The sequence below is a fragment of the Streptomyces sp. NPDC006435 genome (assembly GCF_040612315.1).
Taxonomy (GTDB): domain Bacteria; phylum Actinomycetota; class Actinomycetes; order Streptomycetales; family Streptomycetaceae; genus Streptomyces.
On the sequence record NZ_JBEXPY010000004.1, the window covers coordinates 341,745 to 361,825 of the forward strand.

The 20,081-nt window shown below is 70.7% G+C and carries 26 protein-coding genes and 1 pseudogene; 12 read left to right on the forward strand and 15 right to left on the reverse strand.

Annotated features, from left to right (window positions below):
* Window positions 1-16 precede the first annotated feature (16 nt).
* Window positions 17-547 (reverse strand): GNAT family N-acetyltransferase, encoded by a 531-nt coding sequence (locus tag ABZZ04_RS07530; protein WP_356931238.1) that lies wholly within the window; start codon window positions 545-547, stop codon window positions 17-19.
* A gap of 88 nt (window positions 548-635) precedes the next feature.
* On the reverse strand, window positions 636-1,520 hold the full coding sequence (locus ABZZ04_RS07535) for a LysR family transcriptional regulator (RefSeq protein WP_356931239.1): 885 nt from the start codon (window positions 1,518-1,520) through the stop codon (window positions 636-638).
* 163 nt (window positions 1,521-1,683) lie between these two features.
* Here ABZZ04_RS07535 and ABZZ04_RS07540 point away from each other — a divergent pair, with 163 nt between their 5' ends.
* Window positions 1,684-2,268 carry an anthrone oxygenase family protein gene (locus ABZZ04_RS07540; RefSeq protein WP_356931240.1) on the forward strand — a complete coding sequence of 195 codons (585 nt, stop codon included), beginning with the start codon at window positions 1,684-1,686 and terminating at the stop codon, window positions 2,266-2,268.
* A gap of 221 nt (window positions 2,269-2,489) precedes the next feature.
* Window positions 2,490-3,038: a DUF1062 domain-containing protein gene (locus ABZZ04_RS07545; protein ID WP_356931241.1), complete on the forward strand. Its 549-nt coding sequence runs from the start codon at window positions 2,490-2,492 to the stop codon at window positions 3,036-3,038.
* A 95-nt stretch (window positions 3,039-3,133) separates the two neighbouring features.
* Here the strand turns inward: ABZZ04_RS07545 and ABZZ04_RS07550 are convergent, their stop codons facing one another.
* The 6 genes from ABZZ04_RS07550 to ABZZ04_RS07575 all read right to left on the reverse strand — a co-directional run bounded on the left by ABZZ04_RS07550 (window position 3,134) and on the right by ABZZ04_RS07575 (window position 8,203).
* Complete coding sequence (locus ABZZ04_RS07550) at window positions 3,134-3,724, reverse strand: histidine phosphatase family protein (protein WP_356931242.1); 591 nt, start codon at window positions 3,722-3,724, stop codon at window positions 3,134-3,136.
* A gap of 127 nt (window positions 3,725-3,851) precedes the next feature.
* Entirely contained in the window at window positions 3,852-6,062 is a 2,211-nt protein-coding gene (locus ABZZ04_RS07555) for a tetratricopeptide repeat protein (protein ID WP_356931243.1), read from the reverse strand.
* A gap of 8 nt (window positions 6,063-6,070) precedes the next feature.
* Entirely contained in the window at window positions 6,071-6,511 is a 441-nt protein-coding gene (locus ABZZ04_RS07560) for a hypothetical protein (RefSeq protein ID WP_356931244.1), read from the reverse strand.
* 130 nt (window positions 6,512-6,641) lie between these two features.
* Window positions 6,642-7,163 carry a hypothetical protein gene (locus ABZZ04_RS07565; protein WP_356931245.1) on the reverse strand — a complete coding sequence of 174 codons (522 nt, stop codon included), beginning with the start codon at window positions 7,161-7,163 and terminating at the stop codon, window positions 6,642-6,644.
* Between the two features lie 17 nt (window positions 7,164-7,180).
* Window positions 7,181-7,723 (reverse strand): GNAT family N-acetyltransferase, encoded by a 543-nt coding sequence (locus ABZZ04_RS07570; RefSeq protein ID WP_356931246.1) that lies wholly within the window; start codon window positions 7,721-7,723, stop codon window positions 7,181-7,183.
* A 60-nt stretch (window positions 7,724-7,783) separates the two neighbouring features.
* The gene (locus tag ABZZ04_RS07575) at window positions 7,784-8,203 is read right to left on the reverse strand and encodes an ATP-binding protein (protein ID WP_356931247.1); all 420 of its coding nucleotides are present in this window, start codon (window positions 8,201-8,203) and stop codon (window positions 7,784-7,786) included.
* Between the two features lie 136 nt (window positions 8,204-8,339).
* Between ABZZ04_RS07575 and ABZZ04_RS07580 the strand changes: the two genes are divergently transcribed.
* The 7 genes from ABZZ04_RS07580 to ABZZ04_RS07610 all read left to right on the forward strand — a co-directional run bounded on the left by ABZZ04_RS07580 (window position 8,340) and on the right by ABZZ04_RS07610 (window position 13,516).
* Window positions 8,340-9,206, forward strand: coding sequence for a helix-turn-helix transcriptional regulator (locus ABZZ04_RS07580; protein ID WP_356931248.1), 867 nt, complete (start codon window positions 8,340-8,342; stop codon window positions 9,204-9,206).
* On the forward strand, window positions 9,203-9,508 hold the full coding sequence (locus tag ABZZ04_RS07585) for a DUF397 domain-containing protein (protein WP_356931249.1): 306 nt from the start codon (window positions 9,203-9,205) through the stop codon (window positions 9,506-9,508). Before ABZZ04_RS07580 ends, ABZZ04_RS07585 begins: the two co-directional genes overlap by 4 nt.
* Window positions 9,509-9,888: 380 nt before the next feature.
* A complete protein-coding gene (locus ABZZ04_RS07590) occupies window positions 9,889-10,878 on the forward strand; it encodes a hypothetical protein (protein ID WP_356931250.1) in 990 nt (329 codons plus the stop codon).
* Window positions 10,879-10,897: 19 nt separating this feature from the next.
* Window positions 10,898-11,662 carry a GNAT family N-acetyltransferase gene (locus tag ABZZ04_RS07595; protein WP_356931282.1) on the forward strand — a complete coding sequence of 255 codons (765 nt, stop codon included), beginning with the start codon at window positions 10,898-10,900 and terminating at the stop codon, window positions 11,660-11,662.
* A gap of 102 nt (window positions 11,663-11,764) precedes the next feature.
* Window positions 11,765-12,322 (forward strand): dihydrofolate reductase family protein, encoded by a 558-nt coding sequence (locus ABZZ04_RS07600; RefSeq protein WP_356931251.1) that lies wholly within the window; start codon window positions 11,765-11,767, stop codon window positions 12,320-12,322.
* Between the two features lie 152 nt (window positions 12,323-12,474).
* The gene (locus ABZZ04_RS07605; RefSeq protein WP_356931252.1) at window positions 12,475-12,981 is read left to right on the forward strand and encodes a GNAT family N-acetyltransferase; all 507 of its coding nucleotides are present in this window, start codon (window positions 12,475-12,477) and stop codon (window positions 12,979-12,981) included.
* 100 nt (window positions 12,982-13,081) lie between these two features.
* The gene (locus ABZZ04_RS07610) at window positions 13,082-13,516 is read left to right on the forward strand and encodes a hypothetical protein (protein ID WP_356931253.1); all 435 of its coding nucleotides are present in this window, start codon (window positions 13,082-13,084) and stop codon (window positions 13,514-13,516) included.
* Window positions 13,517-13,594: 78 nt separating this feature from the next.
* Here ABZZ04_RS07610 and ABZZ04_RS07615 read toward each other — a convergent pair.
* The 5 genes and pseudogenes from ABZZ04_RS07615 to ABZZ04_RS07635 all read right to left on the reverse strand — a co-directional run.
* Window positions 13,595-13,744: pseudogene (locus ABZZ04_RS07615) on the reverse strand (DUF4157 domain-containing protein); the annotation flags it as partial.
* Window positions 13,745-13,795: 51 nt separating this feature from the next.
* Entirely contained in the window at window positions 13,796-14,461 is a 666-nt protein-coding gene (locus ABZZ04_RS07620; RefSeq protein WP_356931254.1) for a hypothetical protein, read from the reverse strand.
* 167 nt (window positions 14,462-14,628) lie between these two features.
* Window positions 14,629-15,012, reverse strand: a complete 384-nt coding sequence (gcvH, locus tag ABZZ04_RS07625; protein ID WP_356931255.1) for a glycine cleavage system protein GcvH — start codon at window positions 15,010-15,012, stop codon at window positions 14,629-14,631.
* Between the two features lie 190 nt (window positions 15,013-15,202).
* Window positions 15,203-16,180 carry an ATP-binding protein gene (locus tag ABZZ04_RS07630; protein WP_356931256.1) on the reverse strand — a complete coding sequence of 326 codons (978 nt, stop codon included), beginning with the start codon at window positions 16,178-16,180 and terminating at the stop codon, window positions 15,203-15,205.
* Between the two features lie 70 nt (window positions 16,181-16,250).
* Window positions 16,251-16,616: a nuclear transport factor 2 family protein gene (locus ABZZ04_RS07635; RefSeq protein WP_356931257.1), complete on the reverse strand. Its 366-nt coding sequence runs from the start codon at window positions 16,614-16,616 to the stop codon at window positions 16,251-16,253.
* 98 nt (window positions 16,617-16,714) lie between these two features.
* On the opposite strand from ABZZ04_RS07635, the gene ABZZ04_RS07640 reads away from it, so the two are divergent.
* Window positions 16,715-17,650 carry a LysR substrate-binding domain-containing protein gene (locus ABZZ04_RS07640; RefSeq protein ID WP_356931258.1) on the forward strand — a complete coding sequence of 312 codons (936 nt, stop codon included), beginning with the start codon at window positions 16,715-16,717 and terminating at the stop codon, window positions 17,648-17,650.
* Between the two features lie 75 nt (window positions 17,651-17,725).
* Here the strand turns inward: ABZZ04_RS07640 and ABZZ04_RS07645 are convergent, their stop codons facing one another.
* Complete coding sequence (locus ABZZ04_RS07645; protein WP_356931259.1) at window positions 17,726-17,854, reverse strand: hypothetical protein; 129 nt, start codon at window positions 17,852-17,854, stop codon at window positions 17,726-17,728.
* Window positions 17,855-18,006: 152 nt separating this feature from the next.
* On the opposite strand from ABZZ04_RS07645, the gene ABZZ04_RS07650 reads away from it, so the two are divergent.
* Window positions 18,007-18,654: an HAD family hydrolase gene (locus ABZZ04_RS07650; RefSeq protein ID WP_356931260.1), complete on the forward strand. Its 648-nt coding sequence runs from the start codon at window positions 18,007-18,009 to the stop codon at window positions 18,652-18,654.
* Window positions 18,655-18,844: 190 nt separating this feature from the next.
* On the forward strand, window positions 18,845-19,735 hold the full coding sequence (locus ABZZ04_RS07655) for a GNAT family N-acetyltransferase (protein ID WP_356931262.1): 891 nt from the start codon (window positions 18,845-18,847) through the stop codon (window positions 19,733-19,735).
* 196 nt (window positions 19,736-19,931) lie between these two features.
* On the opposite strand, the gene ABZZ04_RS07660 is transcribed toward ABZZ04_RS07655, so the two are convergent.
* Window positions 19,932-20,078 (reverse strand): hypothetical protein, encoded by a 147-nt coding sequence (locus ABZZ04_RS07660; protein ID WP_356931283.1) that lies wholly within the window; start codon window positions 20,076-20,078, stop codon window positions 19,932-19,934.
* Window positions 20,079-20,081 lie beyond the last annotated feature (3 nt).

Below are 20,081 nucleotides of genomic sequence, written 5' to 3' on the forward strand. Positions count from 1 at the left end.
CGGCCGCGCCTCTCCCCTACAGAGCGATCCAGTAGCGGCGCTTGACGCCTGCCCCGGTGGTGCGGACGTCCTCCAGGACACCGCCGTTGCGCTCGATGCTGCGGGCGGAGCCGACGTTGTCGTCGTCGCAGGTGACGAGGACCCGCTCCAGCCCCAGCGCACGCGCCTCCGGAAGAACCGCCCCGAGGGCCCACGTGGCCAGGCCGCGCCTCCGGGCGGAGGGGCGGATGCTGTAGCCGATGTGTCCGCCGGCATCGAGCAGGAAGTCGTTCAGGCCGTGCCGCAGATCGATGGCTCCCAGGTAGTCGTCGCCCTCGACGATCCACCAGTGGGTTGCGTGGACGCGCCCCTCTTCCGGAGCGACCGACCTGTCCGACTGCTGTCGCAGTCGCCCGACCCATGCCGAGAAGTCCTCGGGATTGTCGAGGTCGGCCCCGGAAGCGAGACCCAGGCCGCTCCCGTCCTGGTGGGAACCCGGCGCCCACTCGTCACGCGCCGTGAGCCATGAGGCCCGAAGTCGGTCCGTGGGCATGGTCAGTTCGGGCATGCGCGCGACGATAGCACTCGCGCCCCTCCGCACCCGGGCGCTTCGCGCCGCCCCGGAACCGCTCGCCGCGGCGGATGGCGCGGGGGTGTCACAGGGACAACGGGCCGAGGTCGTCGGCGACCGCGGCGAAGTCACGGATCGAGGAGGTCTCGCCGCTGGTGCGCCAGCACAGGGCCCAACGGCCGAGCGGGGCGTCGTGGATGGGAACGTAGGCGATGTCGGGCCGGGCGTAGTAGCGCAGTGCGTGCGCGTGCGCGGGACAGACCGCTTCCCCGCTGCTGACGATGGCGAGCAGCTGCACGCCGTCGATCGCGGACGGCCCCCGGGGAATCGGCCGTCCGCTGGGCGTGTGCGCGGGTATGAGCGACTCGCGCCAGTAATCGGGCGCGGCGCCGGTCAGGACCGACTCGTCGGCGAGGTCTTCGTAGGAGACGGAGCCGCGCGCGGCCAGCCGGTGGGTGGAGGACACGCACAGCACGACGGGCTCGGTGCAGACCACCGGCCCCACGGTGAGGTCCGGCTCCCGGATGGGGAGCCAGGCGAGCAGCACGTCGATCGTGCCCCGCCGCAGGGCGGAGAAGGGGTCGTCGTAGCCCACTGCGCGGATCTGCACGGTGCAACCGGGACGACGGGACGCGAACCCGGTGAGGAGGGGCCGCAGGTCCTCGCTGTTGCTGGACATCATGCCCAGGCGCAGCACCTCGGTCTGCCCCTTCGCGGACAGCTCGGCCCGCTCCAGGCTCTGCCGCAGGCCGCGGTGCACGGGGAGCAGGTCGTCGTAGAGCTGCCGGCCGAGCGGGGTGAGGCGGACGTGGTGGCTGGTGCGGTCGAAGAGCACTCCGCCTATGCGGCGTTCCTGCTTCTTGATCGCCTGGCTGACCCGGGCCGGGGACACGTGCAGTCGCTCGGCGGTCCGGCCGAAGTGCAGCTCCTGGGCGAGCGTCAGAAAGATCTCGATGTCCCTGATCTCCACGCCGCCCCCGGTCCCGTCGCCGCTCCTCGTTCGCGTTAACCGCCAGGTTAACGGGCCCTGCGGAAAGCGTCGTTGCCGGTGAATCCCCCGCGATCGATGGTGGAGCCGGACGGCTTCGCCGTGGGTGCGTCGTCGCCGTGGTGCCGAACCAGGAGGATGCTTCATGAAACACCTGCAGACCGGCGTGCTGATCGCCGCCACCCTCTCCGCCGGGCTCATGGCCGGACTGTTCGCCGCCTTCGCCTACGCGGTGATGCCCGGTCTGGCCAAATCGTCCGACCACACCCTCGTCGAGGCGATGCGGAGCATCAACAAGGCCATCCTCAACCCGGCCTTCATGCTCCCGTTCATGGGCGCGATCCCGCTCCTCGGTCTCGCCGTCGTACTGGCCTGGCGCGGCCACGGCCGCTCCGCCCTGCCCTGGCTGATCGCCGCGCTGGTGCTGTATCTGGTGGCCTTCATGGTCACCAGCGGTGTCAACGTCCCCCTCAACGACCGGCTCGCGCGCGCGGGCGGCCTCGGCGATGCCGGGCAACTCGCCGCAACACGGGCCGACTTCGAGAGCAAGTGGGTGCTCTGGAACGTCGTCCGCGCGCTTCTGCACACGGCGTCGTTCGCCTGCCTGCTCTGGGCCCTGCTGGTGCACGGCGCGCATCGGCCGCACGAGAGCGGGCGCACCGACGCATCCGTGCGGACCTCCGCCCCGGCGGGTTCGGTGTCCCCCGGGCACCCTTCCGCGGCACATTGAGCAGTTGAGCAGCAGGCCGGCGGGTCATCCGAAAACCGGTGGAGCGGCGCCGCCGTACGTCGTTACCGTGCTGCCGGTCCGAGTCGTCCGTCGAAGGGCACACCGTTGTACACCCTGTGAGACCTCCCGAGTGCTGATTGGTCGCGCGTCACGCATGCCTGCACATCCATGCGTCGCGCTGCTTCTTGCTGCGGATTTCTCGCTGGAACCGGTGTATCTCTGTGCTCAACAACTGGGTTGTCATACCCACACGCCTGCCCCTCGTCCTCCGCCGTTGCCACACCTGCGCGGCCGAACTCTTCCGGGCGAGCGGCAAGTTCCGCGTCAATGCCAACCACAAGCTCATCGACGTATGGCTCCTCGTGCTCTGCACCTCCTGCGGGGAGACGGCGAAGCTCACGGTCCTGGAGCGGGTCAACGTCCGCTCCGTACGGCCCGATCTGCTGGACCGGCTGCACGCCAACGACCTCGGTCTGACAGCCGAGTTGCTCCAGGACCCGGCCGTCCTGCGCCGCAATCGCATCGCCCTCGACTGGGCGGGCGCCTGGCGTCTGGGGACCGACGGACCGGTTCCCCCCGGCGACGGGGCGACCGACGTCTCGGTCCGCTTCGCGGCCCGGATCCCCGTCCGGCCGGTGCGGCTGATCGCCGAGGGGTGCGGCCTCCCGCGGGCCGAGGTCGAGAGACTGATCGCGGAGGGGAAGATCGTTTCGGTGGCCCGGCTGACCGGCAGGCTGTCCGGGAGCTTCACCTTCACACTCAAGCGCTGAGCGCTGGGCCCTGGGCGCTGGGCGCTGCTGTCGGGCCTCGGACCCCGGACCGTCAGGATCCGGGGTCCGGGCCCGTCCGGCACGGGGCGCCCGCGCTACGGGACGTTCCAGGCGGAGATGATCGGCTGCCCGTCCTCGACGGCCAGGAAACCGAGGGTGCCCGGATGCGGGTGCCCGAGCAGTCGGCTCTCGGACGCGTCGAGGCCGAGCCAGCGCACGGTGAGCACGCGGGCGAGATGGCCGTGCGCGACGACGGCGACGTCACCGTCGTCCAGCAGCGGACGGATGCGGTCCAGCACCGCGTCCGTCCGCGCGGCCACCTCCTGGAGCCGCTCGCCGGGATGGTCCGCGTCGCCGGGGACGACACCGTCCCGCCACAGGTCCCAGCCCGGCCTCGTCCCGCGGATCTGCTCGGCGGTCAGTCCCTCGTAGCCGCCGTAGTCCCATTCCAGCAGGTCGGGATCGGGCTCGGCGTCGGTCAGACCGGCGAGTCCGGCCGTCCTCATGGCACGGCTCAGCGGACTGCTGAACACGGCGACCGGACGGCGGCGGCGTGCCAGCCTCGGGGCGAGGGCCCTGGCCGCCGCCTCGCCCTCCTCGGTCAGCGGAACGTCGGTCCGGCCGGCGTGTCGGCCCGACAGGCTCCACGCCGTCTGGCCGTGCCTGATCACTATCAGTTCACCCATGGCCGCGCACGCTATCCGATCCTGCGACGCCCCGGCCGGGCCCCTCGGCCGCGCACCCACGTGGTGACCGTGCACGACATCGGCGGGGGTCCCGGCCGACAGGACGGACCGTCGATCCGTCACTTCGTCAGGAACTCGCGGCCGAATCCTCCTCGGCGGACTGCTGCGGCGGAGGGCCGTCCACGTGCCCGCGCGAGGCTTCCGCTTCTTCAGTGGCACCGGCCCTGGTGTAGGCGGCGGCAGAACGTTCCCACGCTTCCTTGACGCGCCCAGGGTCCGCGTCGGCGGCTTCCAGCGTGGTGGCCAGCTCTTTCCACGCTTCGCCCGTACGGAACCAGTCGCTCTCTTCGGTCAGCATCGCCGCAGCCCGCTCACCGGCGTCGATGGCTTCGTCGAAACGCCGCACTTCGCGCAGGGCGGTTCCGAGGTTGTTCCAGGCGGTGGCTTCGCCGTGGGAGTCGGTGTGTTGCTGATAAAAGGTGAGGGCTTTTCGGTGGGCGTCGATGGCTTCATCGAAACGCCGCACTTCGCACAGAACAAGACCGAGGTTGCCCCAGGCACCGGCCTCGCTGTGGGGGCCGACGTGTTGTTGGAACAGAGCGAGAGCTTTTCGGTGGGCGTCGATGGCTTCATCGAAACGCCGCACTTCGCACAGAGCAAGACCAAGATTGCTCCAGGCACCGGCCTCGCTGTGGGGGCCGACGTGTTGTTGGAACAGAGCGAGAGCTTTTCGGTGGGCGTCGATGGCTTCATCGAAACGCCGCACTCCGCTCAGAGCGGTTCCGAGGTTGTTCCAGGCGGCGGCTTCGTTGCGGATGTCTCCCCGCGCCGTGCAGGAATCCAGTGCGAGGGAGCGGACCGTGACCAGGTCCTGCAGACGGCGACGACTCTCCAGGTACAGGCCGAGGCTGAAACCAAGCCTGGTGGCAGTCACCCCGGTGCCTTCGGAGTGGGCGGTGGCAATCAGATTCTCACGCTCGGCATCCAGCCATGCCAGTGCCGACTCCCTGCCCGTGAACAGCGGGGCGACGGCTGCGCGACCGGCCTCGAGATGTGTGTTGGCAGCTTCAGCGGTGCGTGCGTAGTAGTCGGTGAGGCGGGCGCGGGCCTGGTCGTAGCGGCGCCTGGAAGGGCGCGAGCGTTCGCATTGGGCGGTGGCCTGTTCATGGGCGTACTCGCGGAGCAGGTCGTGCAGCTGCCACCGGCCCCGGACGGAGCCGCGTTCGACCAGGTGGGCCGCTGCCAGATGCCCCAACAGCTTCTCAACAGCCGCTTCGGACTGTTCGGCCAGGAGGGCGGCCGCAGCGGTGGAGATGTCGGGGCCCGGATTGAGGGACAGGAGCCGGAACAGTTCGGCCTGCTGGGGGAGCAGGTTCTCGAAGGACTGGTCGAAGGTGGCACGCAGGCTGTGCTCCCCGTCGTCGATCCCCTCCAGCCGCCCGGCGCTCGTGAGCCGTTCGGCGCGCTCGGCCAGTGGCTGGTCCGGATCGTTGGCGAGCAGCCCGGCGGTGATCTGCAGCGCCAGTGGCAGACACCCGCAGGCCACCACCACCTGCTGCGCCGCCTCCGGCTCCTCGTCGACCCGGCGATCGTCGGGGTTGTTGTGCCACAACGCCGCCCGCAGCAGAGCGACAGCTTCCTCGGGCTGCAGCAGATGGACGGTACGCATACGGCCGAGGCCCGGGAGCGACCGGCGGGAGGTGGTCAGCAGCCCGTGGTGCCCCGGGGGCAGGAGAGGACGAACCTGATCGACCCTGGAGGCGTTGTCGGCGATCACGAGCAGCCGCTCCCCGGCACGCTCGCGCGCTGCGAGCTGCGAGCGGTACAGGGCTTCGCGTCGTCCCGCGCCGGGGGCCGGAACGTGCTCGGGTCGCACGCCGAGCGAGCGCAGCAGTGCTTCGAGCGCGTCCTCGGCCTGGGAGGGGTGCGGGTCGTAGCCATGGAGATTGACCAGCAGCACCCCGGTGAACCACCCCCGGTCGAACGCGGCGTGCCCGGCGGCGTGAACGAGGGTGGTCTTGCCCACCCCGCCCCATCCGGACAGCACGGCGTGGGCCGGTAGGCCGTCCGTGCGCCCGGGATCGAGCACGCCGAGCAGAAAGGCGATGTCGTCATCGCGACCGGTGAAATCCGCCCGGCGCGGGGGAAGCGAGTCCATGGCGGTCGGCACCGGTGCGTACTGCTGCACGAACGTCTGCATCGTGCCGCTTCCCTGGACCTGGCTGTGCTGGAAGTCCGCGCCGCGGAAGTCGTTGCTGGTACCGCCACCGGCCCGGACCTTGCCGCCCCCCTTTCCGCCCTTCTTGCCCTTGCGCTTCGCGTTGTTCTTGGCCCCCACGCGCTGTCCTACTTGTTGAAGTTGTTCGTCACCGTCATGGTCCCGCTGCCCTGCACCTGGCTGTGGGTGAAGGTCGCGCCCCGGAAGTCGTTGTGCACCGTTTCGGCCGGCTGGGCAGCAGCGGCCTGAGCGACCAGCGCTTCCAGCTCGGCGACGACCTGCGCCTGCTCGGCCGCGGGCAGTCCTTCCAGGAGGGTTTCGAGACGGGTCTGCCAGGCCGCGACCTGCGCGATCTGCACCCGCTCGCTCTCCTCCCCCTCCTGCGCGGCCTCCAGGACTGTCCGAGTCCGGTCCAGACGCTCCAGCTCCGCCTGCTCGCGCCCCGTCTCCCCACGGCCGATCAGCCGGGCCACCGCGCCGCGGATCCCGTTCCACGCATCCGTTCCCGCGGCCTGAACGATGGCACCGCCGCCTGCGGCAGCCGCAGCGATGAGTCCTTCGACCAGCATGGCGTTCCCCCCACATCACTCGACAGAGCCATCAGCCTAGAGCCGTTCACCGTCTTGCGAGGAGTGGTTGATGCGCCTCCGCCCGTGCCGGACGGGCCATCGATCGGGTCGGCTGCCGGGGCGCCCGCGGTCATGCCTCCGGGGCCGCGTCGCCGGTGATCCAGTCGGCAACGGCGGCGGCGACCTCGGAAGGGGCACGGCCACTGGTGGTGAACTCCCGGTCCACCACGAGCCGGAGTGCTTCCGCGTCCTCGATCGCGTCCTGGATCCGGTCGGGCCCCCATCCCCGGGGAGCGAGGCGTGCGCGCCTGTCCTCGTCGGCGCAGTCCAGACGCGCCCATGCGGCATCCGGCGGAACTCCGCCGTCCTCGGTCGCGCTCGCCCACTCGTCCGGGGTCAAGGGGCACAGGAGCAGTACGGGGCTGCCGGACCGGAGCATCATGGCGGTGATCCTTGCCCAGAGCTTGTTGTAGGCGGGCCATACGGCACTCGCCGAGGGCGAGGTGATGTCGATGCCCAGCAGACGGCCGTCCCCGTCCGGCAGCTCGTCGAATTCGACGGTGCAGAACGGGTACGCGTCCAAGCACCGCAGCAGGGTGGATTTACCGGCTCCGGGAGCGCCCGTGACGATGTACAGCCCCGACGGACCCACCCTGTCCTCCCCCGCCCTCATCCGGTCGGGCCGATCGCAGGCAGGTCGAGGAGGTACCAGTCGTTCAGGTGCCCGTCCTCCTCCACGATCCGCCTGTCGTGGACGAAGCCCGAGCGCCGCGCGACCGCCGCCGACGCGGGGTTCTCCGGGTCCACCCGGATCACCGCCTGGGCCACCCCCTCGGACGCGGCGTACCGGCAGACCAGACGGACGGCGCGGGTCACCAGGCCCTGGCCCCGCCAGTCCGGGTAGAGCGTGTAGGAGATGTTGGCCTGGCCCGGCGCCAGGCCCGCCATGTCGAACCGCAGGTCGATGTAGCCCACCAGGGCCGAACGGTCGGCCAGCCGGATTCCGAACGCGCGCAACGGGCCGCGCGTGGACCACTGTTCGGCACAGCGGCGGAAGTACGTCTCGATCTCGGCCCGGGTCGCCGGTTTCCCGCTGAGCCACCGGACCTGGAGCTCGTCCTCGCCCGCCAGGTGCGCGTCGACGTCGTCCGGGCCCGGAGGGGACAGGGCCACGACCCCGTCCGAGAGGTTCACCTCACGCACATCATTCATACGGCCACCATCGGCCCCACAACCTCCGGCGCTCAAACGCATATTCGCGTACACGCACGCTCATGGAGTCATGGCCAGCTCCGCCCACACCGTCTTGCCGACCACCCGGTCCTTCACGCCCCACGCCGTCGCCAGCCCCTCGACCAGGTGCAGGCCGAGCCCCGATTCCGCACCGGGCCGGAAGGGCCGCAGTTCGGGCCTCCGTTCGCCCCGTGCGTCCGACACCTCGACACGGAGCGTGCCCGTCAGCACGACGAGCCGCAGCTCGAAGTCCCGCCCCGGCACGACCCCGTGCACCACCGCGTTGGCCGCCAGTTCCGACACGACCACCGCGAGGGCGTCGGAGAGCCCGCTCCCGTACGGCGTCCCCCACGCGTCGAGCTGCTGCACGGCAAGTCGGCGGGCGAGCCGCGCACCGCGACGGGTGGCGCTGAAACGTTGGACGAACTCGGCGCCCACAAGGGTGATTTCGGCGTTCATGTGACTCAGCGTGTCCGGACTCTCGTACGCTGACCAGGACTGACATCACGACGCCGAGTAGCTGTACGGGCACGATCCGTCGGCCGTACGGGACGTCGGCCGTGACCGGGTGACCAGAGAAAACGGTGCGGGGCGAATGGCGAACGCGGAACGCGAAGAGAGGCCGGAGCGGCCGGTCGAGTCGGACGGAACGGCGCACCTTTTCAGGGCGCTGGGCAAACAGATCAAGGTCCTGCGCGAGCGCGCGGGCATGAGCCAGCGAGAACTGGGCATCGCGACGCACTGCGGGGAGGACCTGATCTCCGCGATGGAACGGGGCGTACGGACCCCCCAGCCGGACTTCCTGGACCGGGCGGACGACGTACTCGGCGCGGGCGGCGTGCTCAAGGCGGCGATGGGCGAGGCACGGGAGGCGCTGGCGAAGGCGCGGACCCGGCATCCGGGTTGGTTCCGGGGCTTCGCCCGAGTGGAAGCCGACTCCGTAGCTCTCCATGAGTACAGCAACCAGGCGATTCCAGGCTTGCTCCAGACAGAGGAGTACGCGCGGGCGGTGTTCACGAAGCGGCGGCCCCTGCTCGACGAACAGACACTGGAGAAGCGCGTCGCGGACCGGATGGCCCGCCAGCAGATCTTCGAACGTTGGCCCGCGCCAACCCTCAGCTTCGTTCTGGAGGAAGTGGTCCTTCAACGCTCCCTCGGCGGGCGCGTCGTGCACATCGGCCAGTTGCACCAGTTGCGCCGCATCGGCCAAATGCGGACGGTAGAACTTCAGGTCATGCCGACCAGGCTGGACGAACATCCCTCGATGGACGGCCCCTTCACCCTGCTCACACCGAGGGGGCGCAGCGAGGTTGCGTACACAGAAATTCAGGGGCACGCCCGCCTCATCACCGACCCGGAAGAGGTCCGCTTGTTCAGTGAGCGCTATGGGATCATGCGGGCGCAGGCTCTCACCCCGAGGGAGTCCCTGATGCTGATCGAGAAGATGCTGGGAGAGCTATGAACACCGAGCAACTGCACTGGTTCAAGAGCAGCTACAGCGGCGGCGAAGGTGGGACCTGCATCGAGGTCGCCTACGAATGGCGTAAGAGCAGTTACAGCAGTGGCGGCGGCGGCAACTGCGTCGAGGTGGCCGCAGACTGGCACAAGTCGAGCCACAGCAGTGGTGAGGGCGGTAACTGCGTCGAGGTCGCGACCTGCCCCGCCACCGTCCACGTCCGCGACTCCAAGAACGTCCAGGGTCCCCACCTCGACGTCGCCCCCGCCGCGTGGTCGGCCTTCGTCACGTACGCGCAGCAGGGCTGAACACACCCCCGATACGCCAACACACCTGGTCACGCACCGGGTCGCGACAGCCGCGACCCGGTGCACCGCGTTCCGGTCGACCGGGACCCGGCGGGGCCAGACATAGAAAGCTTTAAAGGCTTTCGGGAAGAAGAAACTCCCCCAACCCAACCCTCTGTCCGCAGTGACGTGCAGGTCCCCTGGCAGCTCGTAGGAGCCCGTCACTCACACGGGTGAGGTTTGCCAACTGAGCTGGATTTTCTGGTGGTTCGCAGGCATATGCTCGCCGCGACAACCCCATAAACGTGAGTCGGCCCTCGGCCGGGGTGCATCCCGAACGAGGGCCTGACCACCGAGGAAGTTAGGGCTTCCTGATGGATACACAGCAGGTTAGCGCGCCCGTGCGCGCTCCACGTCCCGTTCCCGCAGACGCCTCGCCGAAGTTCGGCGTCATGCACGTCAAGGCCAGGCTCACCAGTCACTTCACCGTGCTGGGCAACCAGCTCACCCAGCACCGCGAGCTCTCCCTGCTCGCCATCGGGCTCTCGGCCCACATCCAGTCGCTTCCCCCGGGTGCGCGGATCGGCATCAAGTTCCTCGCCCAGCGCTTCCCCGACAGCGAGGCCCGCATCGCCGCCGCGCTGCGCGAGTTGGAGGTCCACGGCTTCCTGCGCCGCGTCCGCGAGCGCCTCGACGACGGCCGGGTCGTCACCCGCACCTACTCGTACAACCAGCCGCACACCGACGCTCCCCCGAACCCGGCCCCGCGCCCGGTCCGGGTCGCGCCCCCGGCCCCCGTACAGACTCCCGTACCGGCTTCCGCGCCGACTCCCGTACCGGCCCCGGCGCCCGAGCCCACCCCCGTACGGTCCGTAACGTCCACACCGCCCGCACCGCCTGCACCTCCCGTGACGAAGGCCCCACCGGCATCGGCACCGCAACCGTCCTCTCCGCCGTCCCCGCTGCTGCACGCGGCGACGGAGTTACTGGCCGGGCTGCACCACCACACGTCCCGCATCACCCTCACCGCGCAGGACGTCGACCGGCTCGCCCCTGCCGCAGCCGCCTGGTTCGAACGCGGTGCCACTCCGGCGGACCTCCGCCGCGCCCTCACCGACGACCTCCCCGACCCCCTGCGGCACCCGGCCAAGCTCCTCCGGTACCGCCTCACCGCTCTCCTGCCGCCCCCGCCGCCCGCCCCCGCACCCCCCGTCGTCCCACTCCGGAACTGCGACCGGTGCGACCGCGCCTTCCGCTCCCCCGACCCGGGCCACTACTGCCGCGCCTGCACGACCGACGACGCGACACCGCCGACGGACGACCAAAACCGCATGCGGCCCTCGCCCGGCCGTGCTGGGATCAATCACTATGAACGATCTTTTCCCCAGTGAAGCCGACCTGACGGACAGGATGGAACGGAACCTGGCGGAACATGCCTGCCACCTGCACCGGAGCATGACCGGTGCGACCGTCACGGAGACCGGTGACCTCCTGGTCGCCGACAGCGGCCTGGACGACGACACCTTCAACATCGTCGCCGCCGCCCGGTTCACCGCCGCCGACGCCACGGCGCGCATCGCCGGGACCGCTCGGGCCCTGGCCCGGACCGGCCGCAGTTTCTCCTGGTGGGTGGGGCCCGCCTCGACGCCGCCGGACCTCGGCGTCCTCCTGACGGCGGCCGGTCTGCCCGCGTCCGAACGCGAGACGGCGATGTGGGCCGAGCTGGACGACAGTCCGCCCCTGCCCGCCGCCCAGGGGCTGGACATCCAGAAGGTGACCACGCCCGGGCAGCTCGCGGACTACGCAACGGTCCTCGCCGCGAACTGGGACCCGCCCGCCGACACCGTCCGCCACTTCTTCGCCCGGGCCGCCCCGCAGGCCCTGGCCCCGGACTGCCCGGCCCGGTACCTGGTCGGCTACGTGGCGGGCCGCCCGGTCTGTTCGGCCGAAGTGTTCCTCCATGCGGGAGTCGCCGGTATCTACAACATTTCCACCCTGGCCGCCCATCGCCGACGGGGCCACGGCGGTGCCATCACACTCGCGGCCCTCCGCACAGCCCGCGAACAGGACCACCGCATCGCGGTCCTCCAGGCATCGGTCGACGGAGAACCCGTCTACCGCCGCCTGGGATTCCGCTCCTGCGGCCAGTTCACCGAACACGCCTTCACTCCCTGAGTGCCCTCAACTCCACCAACCGGCCGATGAGTTCCGGGCCGTGCGGAAGTCATCATCCGCAGGACGGTCACGGACTGACACGCTCGTACCCGAAGGAGACGCATGGCAAAGCTCATCTACTCGATGGTCACCTCGCTCGACGGCTACGCGGAGGCGGCGGAGGGCGACCTCGGTACCGGGGCCGAGGACGAGGAGGTGCACACCTTCATCAACGACCTCTTCCGCCCCGTCGGCACGTACCTCTACGGCCGGCGGATGTACGAGACGATGGTTTATTGGGAAACCGCGCACACCGAGCCCGACCAGCCGCCGCACATCCTTCAGTACGCCCGTGACTGGCAGGCGGCGGAGAAGGTCGTGTACTCCACGACGCTCGATTCGGTGTCCAGCGCGAAGACCAGGATCGAGCGGACCTTCGACCCGGTGGCGGTGCAAAAGCTCAAGGCCGATGCCGATCACGACCTCACCGTCGACGGCCCGACCCTGGCGGCCCAGGCAATCGCGGCCGGCCTGGTGGACGAGTACCACCTGTTCCTCACCACGAGCGTGGTCGGCGGCGGCAAGCGGTTCTTCCCCGACGGCGTGCGCCTCGATCTCGAACTGGTCGAGGAGCGCGCCTTCGCCAGCGGACTGATCTACGCGCGCTACCGGACTCGCTGAGCCGCACCGGCCGGTCCCACCTGCCGCGGCCGGGCCGGGGCAGGTGGGACCGTTCTCGTGCTGCGGCCGGGGTGCCCCGCCGGACAACCGCAGGACAACCGCCGGACAATCCGAGTGCGGTGCGGTCGTCCCGCGTGATACTCCTCCCGACCATGAGCGATCTTGTGACAGCGCGGCTCGTGCTTCATCCGATGACCGTCGGCGACGCCGAGCGAGTGGTGGCGGGCGAGCCGGACGGCGAGGCCCGGTGGGCGCCCGGATATCCCGCCGACGGGGACGTGTTCGCCGCCCGGCGCTTTCTGGACGCCTGTGCGGACACCGGTGATCCCCGGCCGTTCGGCAACTACGAGATACGTCGCCGCGAGGACGGCCGGGCGATCGGCGGCGTGGGCTTCCACGGGCCCATGGACGAGAACGGCAGCGTCACGATCGGCTACGGCCTCGTCCCGTCGGCACGGGGCAAGGGGTACGCCTCCGAGGCCCTCCGCGAGCTGCTGCTGTTCGCGCGGGCGCACGGCGCCACCCGCGTGAAGGGCGACGCCGACCACGACAACACCGCGTCCCAGCACGTCATGACCGCAGCCGGTATGCGACCGGCCGGGGAGGACGAACGCGTCAGGTACTTCGAGATCACCTGGACCGACCCGACGACGACCTGAACAGGACCTCCGGGCCCTCCGCCCGGGACCTGGCACGGCCTGGCCTGGCCTGGCCCTGCCGCGGAGGGCCCGTGTCGTACCTCCGTGGTACTCATGTGCCATGAGCCAGTTCCGCGACTTCAACCTCAAGCTTCTTGTCGTCGAAGAGCTCATGTACGGCCCCGAGCCGCTCCTCCCGGTCTTCGACCTGGCCGAGCGACTGGCCGAGCGGGGGATCACCGATCCCGCGTCCCACGTCCTGGGGAACGGCCTCCACGCGGAGGTGCTGCCGGAGCCCCGGGCCCACTTCGAGGCCCTGGAGATCCCCGCCGAGCTGCTCGCCCGCGTCGAGGAGCTGTGCTTCGACGCCGGGGCGGAGGTCTTCCGGCACTGCGCTCCCGCCTGGGACGGCGAGGACGACCTGTTCGACGTCCGCTCGCTCGACGACCTCGCCCTGCTGCCCAACCTGCGGGAGGTCACCTTCGTGGAGGACGGCGTCCTGGCGGCGCCGGACGCGGCGGAGATCTTCGCCGCCCGCGACATCGAAACCGACTGACCCCCGGCTCCCCCACCCGGATTCCGGTGACCGCTTGGGAGGCTCCGCCCACTGCACCGGCCGAGGACCCACGCCGTGGGTCCGGGCGACGGGGCCCTGTCGTTGCTGGATGACGTGGGTGGGTTCGTGGGCGAGGGTGTGCCTGTCGCCGCCGTCACCGATGACGACATGGCTGCCCGAGCGGAGCGCTGCACGGCGCGCCGCCCGGGCAACGGGCGGGACGCGCACGGGGCAGTGGGCACGAGACCCACGGGGCAGCCACGCCGCGTCCACGGCGGTTCACCGCACCGGAGCTGCCGTGGGGGTCTTCCGGATCTCGGCGTGGACCACCTCGAAACCGCCCTTGGTCACGGTCGTGAACGGTGCGGGCGCCATGCACGACCCGGCCTGCAACCGGTTGGGGCGGCCTTCCTCGTCGAGGTTCGCGGGGTCGATGTTCACCACGCCCCAGGAGAAGCCGAGCCGGTCCGGTTCGCCGTCGGTGCCCTGCTGGACGCTGATGCCCAGCCGGGTACCGGTCTCCTCGACGTTCGACTTGTCCACGACCGCGGTCAGGGTCGCCGTCCGCCCGCTGGTGACCAGGCAGTCCACCTTCGCCTCCGCCCAGCCCCGGAATCCGTCCGGGGTGGTGTGGCTGAACTTCAGGACGCCCTCGGCGTCCGTGGCCAGCCCGTTGGGGAGCACCTCGGGCAACGGCCGGGTGAACGGCTTCTGTCGGGCGTCGATGCTGAAGCGGATGTCGTGGTCGAGCGACTCGATGTAGGCGATCCGCCCCTTCCCGCGGACGCTCGCGGCCTTCGCGGCCTTCGCAGCCTTCGCGGTCTCCGCGGCCTTCGCGGTCTCCGTGCCTTTCGCGGTGGCCGGGGCCGCGGGCGCGGGGCCGGCGGCGACCAGTCCGGCGAGGACCGCGAGGACGGCCGTGGCACCGATTGCGGTGTTGCGCATGATGAACTCCCGTGTTCCGCAGGGGGCTTGTGCTGCCGCGTTCGTCTGAACGGCTCAAGCCTCGCCCTCGGAACCCCCGGGAGCCCATCCGCCGATCGGCACAAGGATCACACCACCGGACCGGCCCTCTATGCCGTTCGGCAGAGGTCCCCCACGAATCTTCGAGGTCAGCCGAACATTTCCCCGTACGTGGCGGCGTCGATCACTCCATGGGTGGGGGCCCCGTCCTCCGGCATGATGCGGAACAGCCAGCCCTCGCCATACGGATCGCTGTTCAGCAACTCGGGCGAGGAGTCGAGTTCGGGGTTCGTCGCGACCACCTCACCGGCCCTGGGGGTCTGCACGCGGAGGACGTCGGACACCGACTCCACGACGCCGACGGCCTCCCCGGCCATCATTCGCCTGCCGACCTCGGGCAGCTCGACGAAGACGAATTCCCCCAGCTTCTCCTGACCGTAGTCGGTGATGCCGATCGAAAACGTGCCATCCCCCTCGTCCCTCTTCCAGGTGTGCTCCCTGGTGTACTCAAGATCATCGGGAATGAACGACACAACAGCACCTCGCACTTCGCCACGGATGGTGATCGATCGAGAGCAGTGTGTCACGACCGGAGTGGCGGGCCCGCATCGAAGGGCTTTCGGCGAGGGGCCGCCGTCACGAGGAGGGATCCCGTTGCCGGGAGGGGCCGTTGCGAGGACGGGCCGTCACGCGTCGGCGGGGCGATCGTGCCGGCTTCGGCCTTCAGTCCGGGCGCACCCCACCACCGGACGCCTCGAATCGCCGGGCGAACGAGAAGCGGGCCGCGGCCTCGGCGGGCGTGGCTCCTTGAGCGCGTCCGGGGACGTCGTGGACGGCGTTCGCTCCCTCGGCGCGCAGTTGGCCGGGCCGGGCGTGGCGGGCCATGACCGCGGCGTAGGTACGGACGTCCTCGGCGGTGGTGTCGGTACGGCCCCGCTCCGCGTTCTGCCGGAGGAGCAGGTCGAGGTCCGGGGCGAACCGCAGCATGGTCACCGGGACATCGAAGCGCCTGGCGACGGCGATGAGCCGGGCGCGCGCCTGCGGGGTGACGTTCGTGGACTCGGCGACCGCGGTGCGTCCGGCGGCGAGCCGGGCGACGATCCTGCGGTCCCGTTCCCCAAAGATCCGGGCATCCGCTTCGTCGGAGTCCGTGTCGAAGTCCGCGGTGGTGGGCGGGGCTTCGAGAAGTTCCGCGCGGATCTCGTCGCTGGAGACCACGGCGTCCTCGTCGATCCGGCCGTGCGCGATCAGTGCCCGCACGAAGCTGGTCTTGCCGGAAGCCGGCGGGCCGACGAGGAGCACGAGCCCCGCCGGTACGGGGATCGGCCCGGAGCCGCCCGGCGGGTGGGCTTCGGGGTGGAGGCCGCCCGCGCGGTCCGGTGCCTCTTCCGCCGCCCCGGCCGTCCGGCCGCCGGGGAGGGTGCTGTCCCGGCAGCCGTCGTCGTACGACTCCCGGTCCCGGCTTTCCCGGTCGCGCAGGTTCGCCCGGATGTGCGTCAGGGCCTCCGCGGCCGGCAGATGTGTCAGGCCCTCCGTGAGAGGCAGGTGCGAGGGGCAGAACCATTCGCAGTGCTCCGGGTGGCCCGCCCAGTCGTCCGGATACGTCCGTACGGGCCGGAAACCCACGAGGGTGAAGTCCTCGTAGTCAAAGCCTGAATGCTGGTACGGGACACGGCACACGACACAGAACGGCGGCATCATCGGGCGCTCCCTCCTCCGACGGGTCGACACCTGCTTTCACTCACGGTAATCGGCCCGCCCGGGGCGCCCGTCAGCGGGCGGGCGGGACGAACTCGGGCTGGTCGAGCAGGCGCAGCCAGCTTCCGTCGGGCTGGCGCCTGACGACCTGCGCCCGGGCACCGGCCCCGTCCTTCGGCGGGGTCGAGGTGAGGGCGATGTCGCCGCTGATCAACGTCGGCAGCGGCTGTTCCTGCTCGAAGCGGGGGCCGCCGGCCAGCACCTTCTCCCACAACGCGCGGATCGCGTCCCGCCCCACCGTCAGCTCGCCGGGCGGGTGGGCCAGCACCGCGTCCTCCTCGTAGAGCGCGGCGACCCCGGCCGCGTCACCGGCGTTGGACCGCTCGACGAACAAGCGGGTGATGTCCTCGGGCCGCATGGCCTTCTCGTACTCCGGCATGGGTTCCTCCTGACGTCGGGCTCCGGTGTTTCTCAGCCTGGCCGCCCGCCGGCCAGAAGTCCAACAGATGGATTTTCTACAAACTAGAATCTGTAGTCATGGAACTGAGGCAGCTGGAATACCTCGTCGCGGTCGCCGAGGAACAGAACTTCACCCGCGCGGCCGAGCGTGTGCACATCAGCCAGTCCGGCATCAGCTCCCAGATCCGCCAGCTCGAACGGGAACTGGGTGCCGAGCTGTTCGACCGTTCGTCCCGGACCGTCACCCTCACCGTCGCGGGGAAGGCCGCGCTCGAACACGCCCATGCCGCACTCGCCGCGGCCGGGGCGGTCGGCCGGGCGGTGGACGAGGTGACCGACCTGGTCCGGGGACGGCTCACCGTCGGGATGGTCATCGGCTGCACGCTCACCCCGCTGTTCGACGCCCTCGCCGCATTCCACGAGGCACATCCCGGCGTGGAGATCTCACTGCTGGAGGACAGCTCCGACCGGCTCGCCGAGGGGGTGCGCACCGGCGCTGTCGACCTGGCCCTCGTCGGGGCCGCGGCAGCCGCCCCCGACGGGCTGGAAGCGCTGACGATCATCAGCGAACGGCTCGTCGCGGCGGTCCCGGCCGGACACCCCCTGGCGGAACGGCGCCAAGTCACCCTGCGCGACCTGGTCGCCCACCCGATCGTATGCATGCCCCCCGGCACCGGCCTGCGCGCGGTGTTCGACCATGCCTGTGCCGCGCAGGGCCTCCGGCCCACGATCGCGTTGCAGGCCAGCGCCGCGGACGCCATTGCCGACCTCGCCGCCCGCGGGCTCGGCGTGGCCGTCCTCAGCGACTCGATGGCCGCGGGCCACCGCGACCGGCTCACCGCCCGCACCGTCGTCGACGTCGAGACTCCGGCGCTGCTCGCCCTGGTCTGGAAGAGCGCGCACAACCCCTCGGTGCGCGAGATGCTCGTACACAGCAGGCAGGCGTTCGCGGACTTTCCGGGGGCGTCCCTCATCGTTCCCGGCCGCGTCCGCTCCCGCGAGCGCACGCCGTAGCGCCGTGACGCCACCGCGCGGCCCCGGCCGCCGGTTCGGCGAACGTGCCGAGCATGAATTCCTCCCTGCCACTGCTCAGGGGCAGGCCACGACCAGCCGGACGGCGGTCACCAGGCCGAGCAGCGTCCGGACTCCCTGCATGCGGGAGATGAGTCCGTCCTCCACCGGCCCGGCGCCCGGGGCGCTGTCGGCGGCACGCCCCACCCGGCCCCGGAGGAACGCCTGCGCCCCACCACTGGGCGTGGTCCGGGGCCCCGGTACCGGTCTGGGCCTGTGACCTGCTCGGCTTCGGCGGAAGGGTCCGGGGAAGGGCCGGGGGAAAGTCCGGCGCAAGGGGCCGGTCCTATCCTGGCCGGATGACCACTCCTCCCGAACTCGTCATATTCGACTGCGACGGTGTGCTCGTCGACAGCGAACGGATCGCCGTCCGCATCGAGGTGCAGGTGGGCGCCGAACTGGGCTGGCCGCTGACGGCGGACGAGGTCGTCGAGAAGTTCGTGGGCCGGTCGAACAAGTCCATCGGCGAGCTGATCGAAGCCCGTCTGCCCGGCCGGTCCGCCGCCTGGCAGCAGCGCTACGAGGAGCTCCACCGGGCCGCAGGCGACGCCGAACTCGTCGCGGTCGACGGCATTCACGAGGCACTGGCCGCCCTCACGCTGCCCACCTGCGTGGCATCGAGCGGCAGCCACGAGAAGATGCGCCACACCCTCGGCCACACCGGGCTCCACGCGCGCTTCGAGGGCCGCATCTTCAGCGCGACCGAGGTCGCCCACGGCAAACCGGCCCCCGACCTCTTCCTCCACGCCGCCCGGCAGATGGGCGTCTCCCCCGCCGCGTGCGTCGTCGTCGAGGACAGCAAATACGGTGTGCAGGCGGCCCGTTCGGCCGGAATGCGGGCACTCGGCTACGCGGGTGGCCTGACCCCGGCGCACTGGCTGGAGGGCCCGGACACCGTCGTCTTCGACGACATGCGCAAACTGCCGGCGCTGCTGTCCGAAATCTGAACCATGAGAAATCCGTGGACGGGTCCCTGAAGATCGCCTACTGTGTGGCTCCACGCCCCGACATGAACGGAAGGAGGCGAGTGCCGTGCAGTTCACACCTTTCCAGCGCTCCCTTTTCCGCTGTCCCGGCGTGGTTCGTCAGTTCTGACCGGGAGCGCTCCGAGCAGCCCTCATCCCGGAGGAACATCCCATGACCGATCTGGTCATCCGCGCGCTCTCCACGAGCGACGCCCATCTCTTCGACGCACTGCCCGACCCGCTGGGCGCCCGTGAGGCCCATCGGCTCACCCGATTCCGTACCGAGTGGATGCGCGTCGCCCTGCGCGACGGCGAGGTCGTCGCACGCGGTGCGTGGTGGGGCGGCCCCGACGACCCGGAGCCCGTCAACATCAACTGGTTCGACGTGGCCGAGGGCGAGGAGGAGGCGGGGGCCGAGCTCCTGCGCTCCGCTCCCTGGCGGGTCGGACTCGAAATCAACCTGCCCGGCGGCTGGCGGGACGAGCCCGCTCTGCGTGCCGCCGCCGACGCGCGCTTCGCCGCCGTCCGGGCCGCCGGGTACGAGCTCCTGGTGGAACGCTTCCTGTACCGCTGGACCCCGGACCGGGGCCTGCCCGAGCGGCCCGGACGCCTGCGATTCCGCGCCGAACCCGACGACGCGGTGTTCTTCGACGCGCTGCGCCGCATCCACTCCGCCACCCTGGACGCCCACGCGCTCAAGGCCATCGGAGAGGGCGGCCTCGACCAGGCGGCCCAGGAGGAGATCGACTTCTTCCACTGGTGCCCCTCCCCGCGGGAGTGGTGGCAGGTCGCGCACACCCCGGAGGGCGACCTGGCCGGCATCCACATCCCGGCCCACAACCCCTCCGGCCCGACCATCGGCTTCATCGGGGTCCTCCCGGAACACCGCGGTCGCGGCTACGCCCACGACCTCCTCGCCGAGTGCACCCACTTCCTGGTGGAGCAGGGCGCGGAGTTCATCAGCGGGGCGACGGACCGGGGCAACTTCCCCATGGCCGCGAACTTCGCCAAGGCCGGCTTCCCCGTCGTGCGGGAACGCATCAACTTCCACCCGGTGGGCTGACCGCAGCCCTCCCCTCGCACCGATGCACGGACCGGCATGACCGACCGTCACCGGCATCCGACCCCTGCCTCGCGCCACCTCACCAGGGTGCGCGGGGCAGGGCAGTTGTCGACCGGGCACGTCACCGTCACCACGGCCCGGTCCGGCCCGGCCGTCCGGATGCCGTCGGACGGGCGCGGAGCTGCTCGACGACCACTCATGCGCCGGAGTGCTTGAGACTCTCGATGATGCGGGCGAATCCCTCCGTCCCATGGCCGGCGTCCACCTGCTGCTGGATGAGGCGCTGGACCATGGCGACCGGTTCGGCGCTCACCCCCTGGTCGGTGATCGCCTCGATGAACAGGCC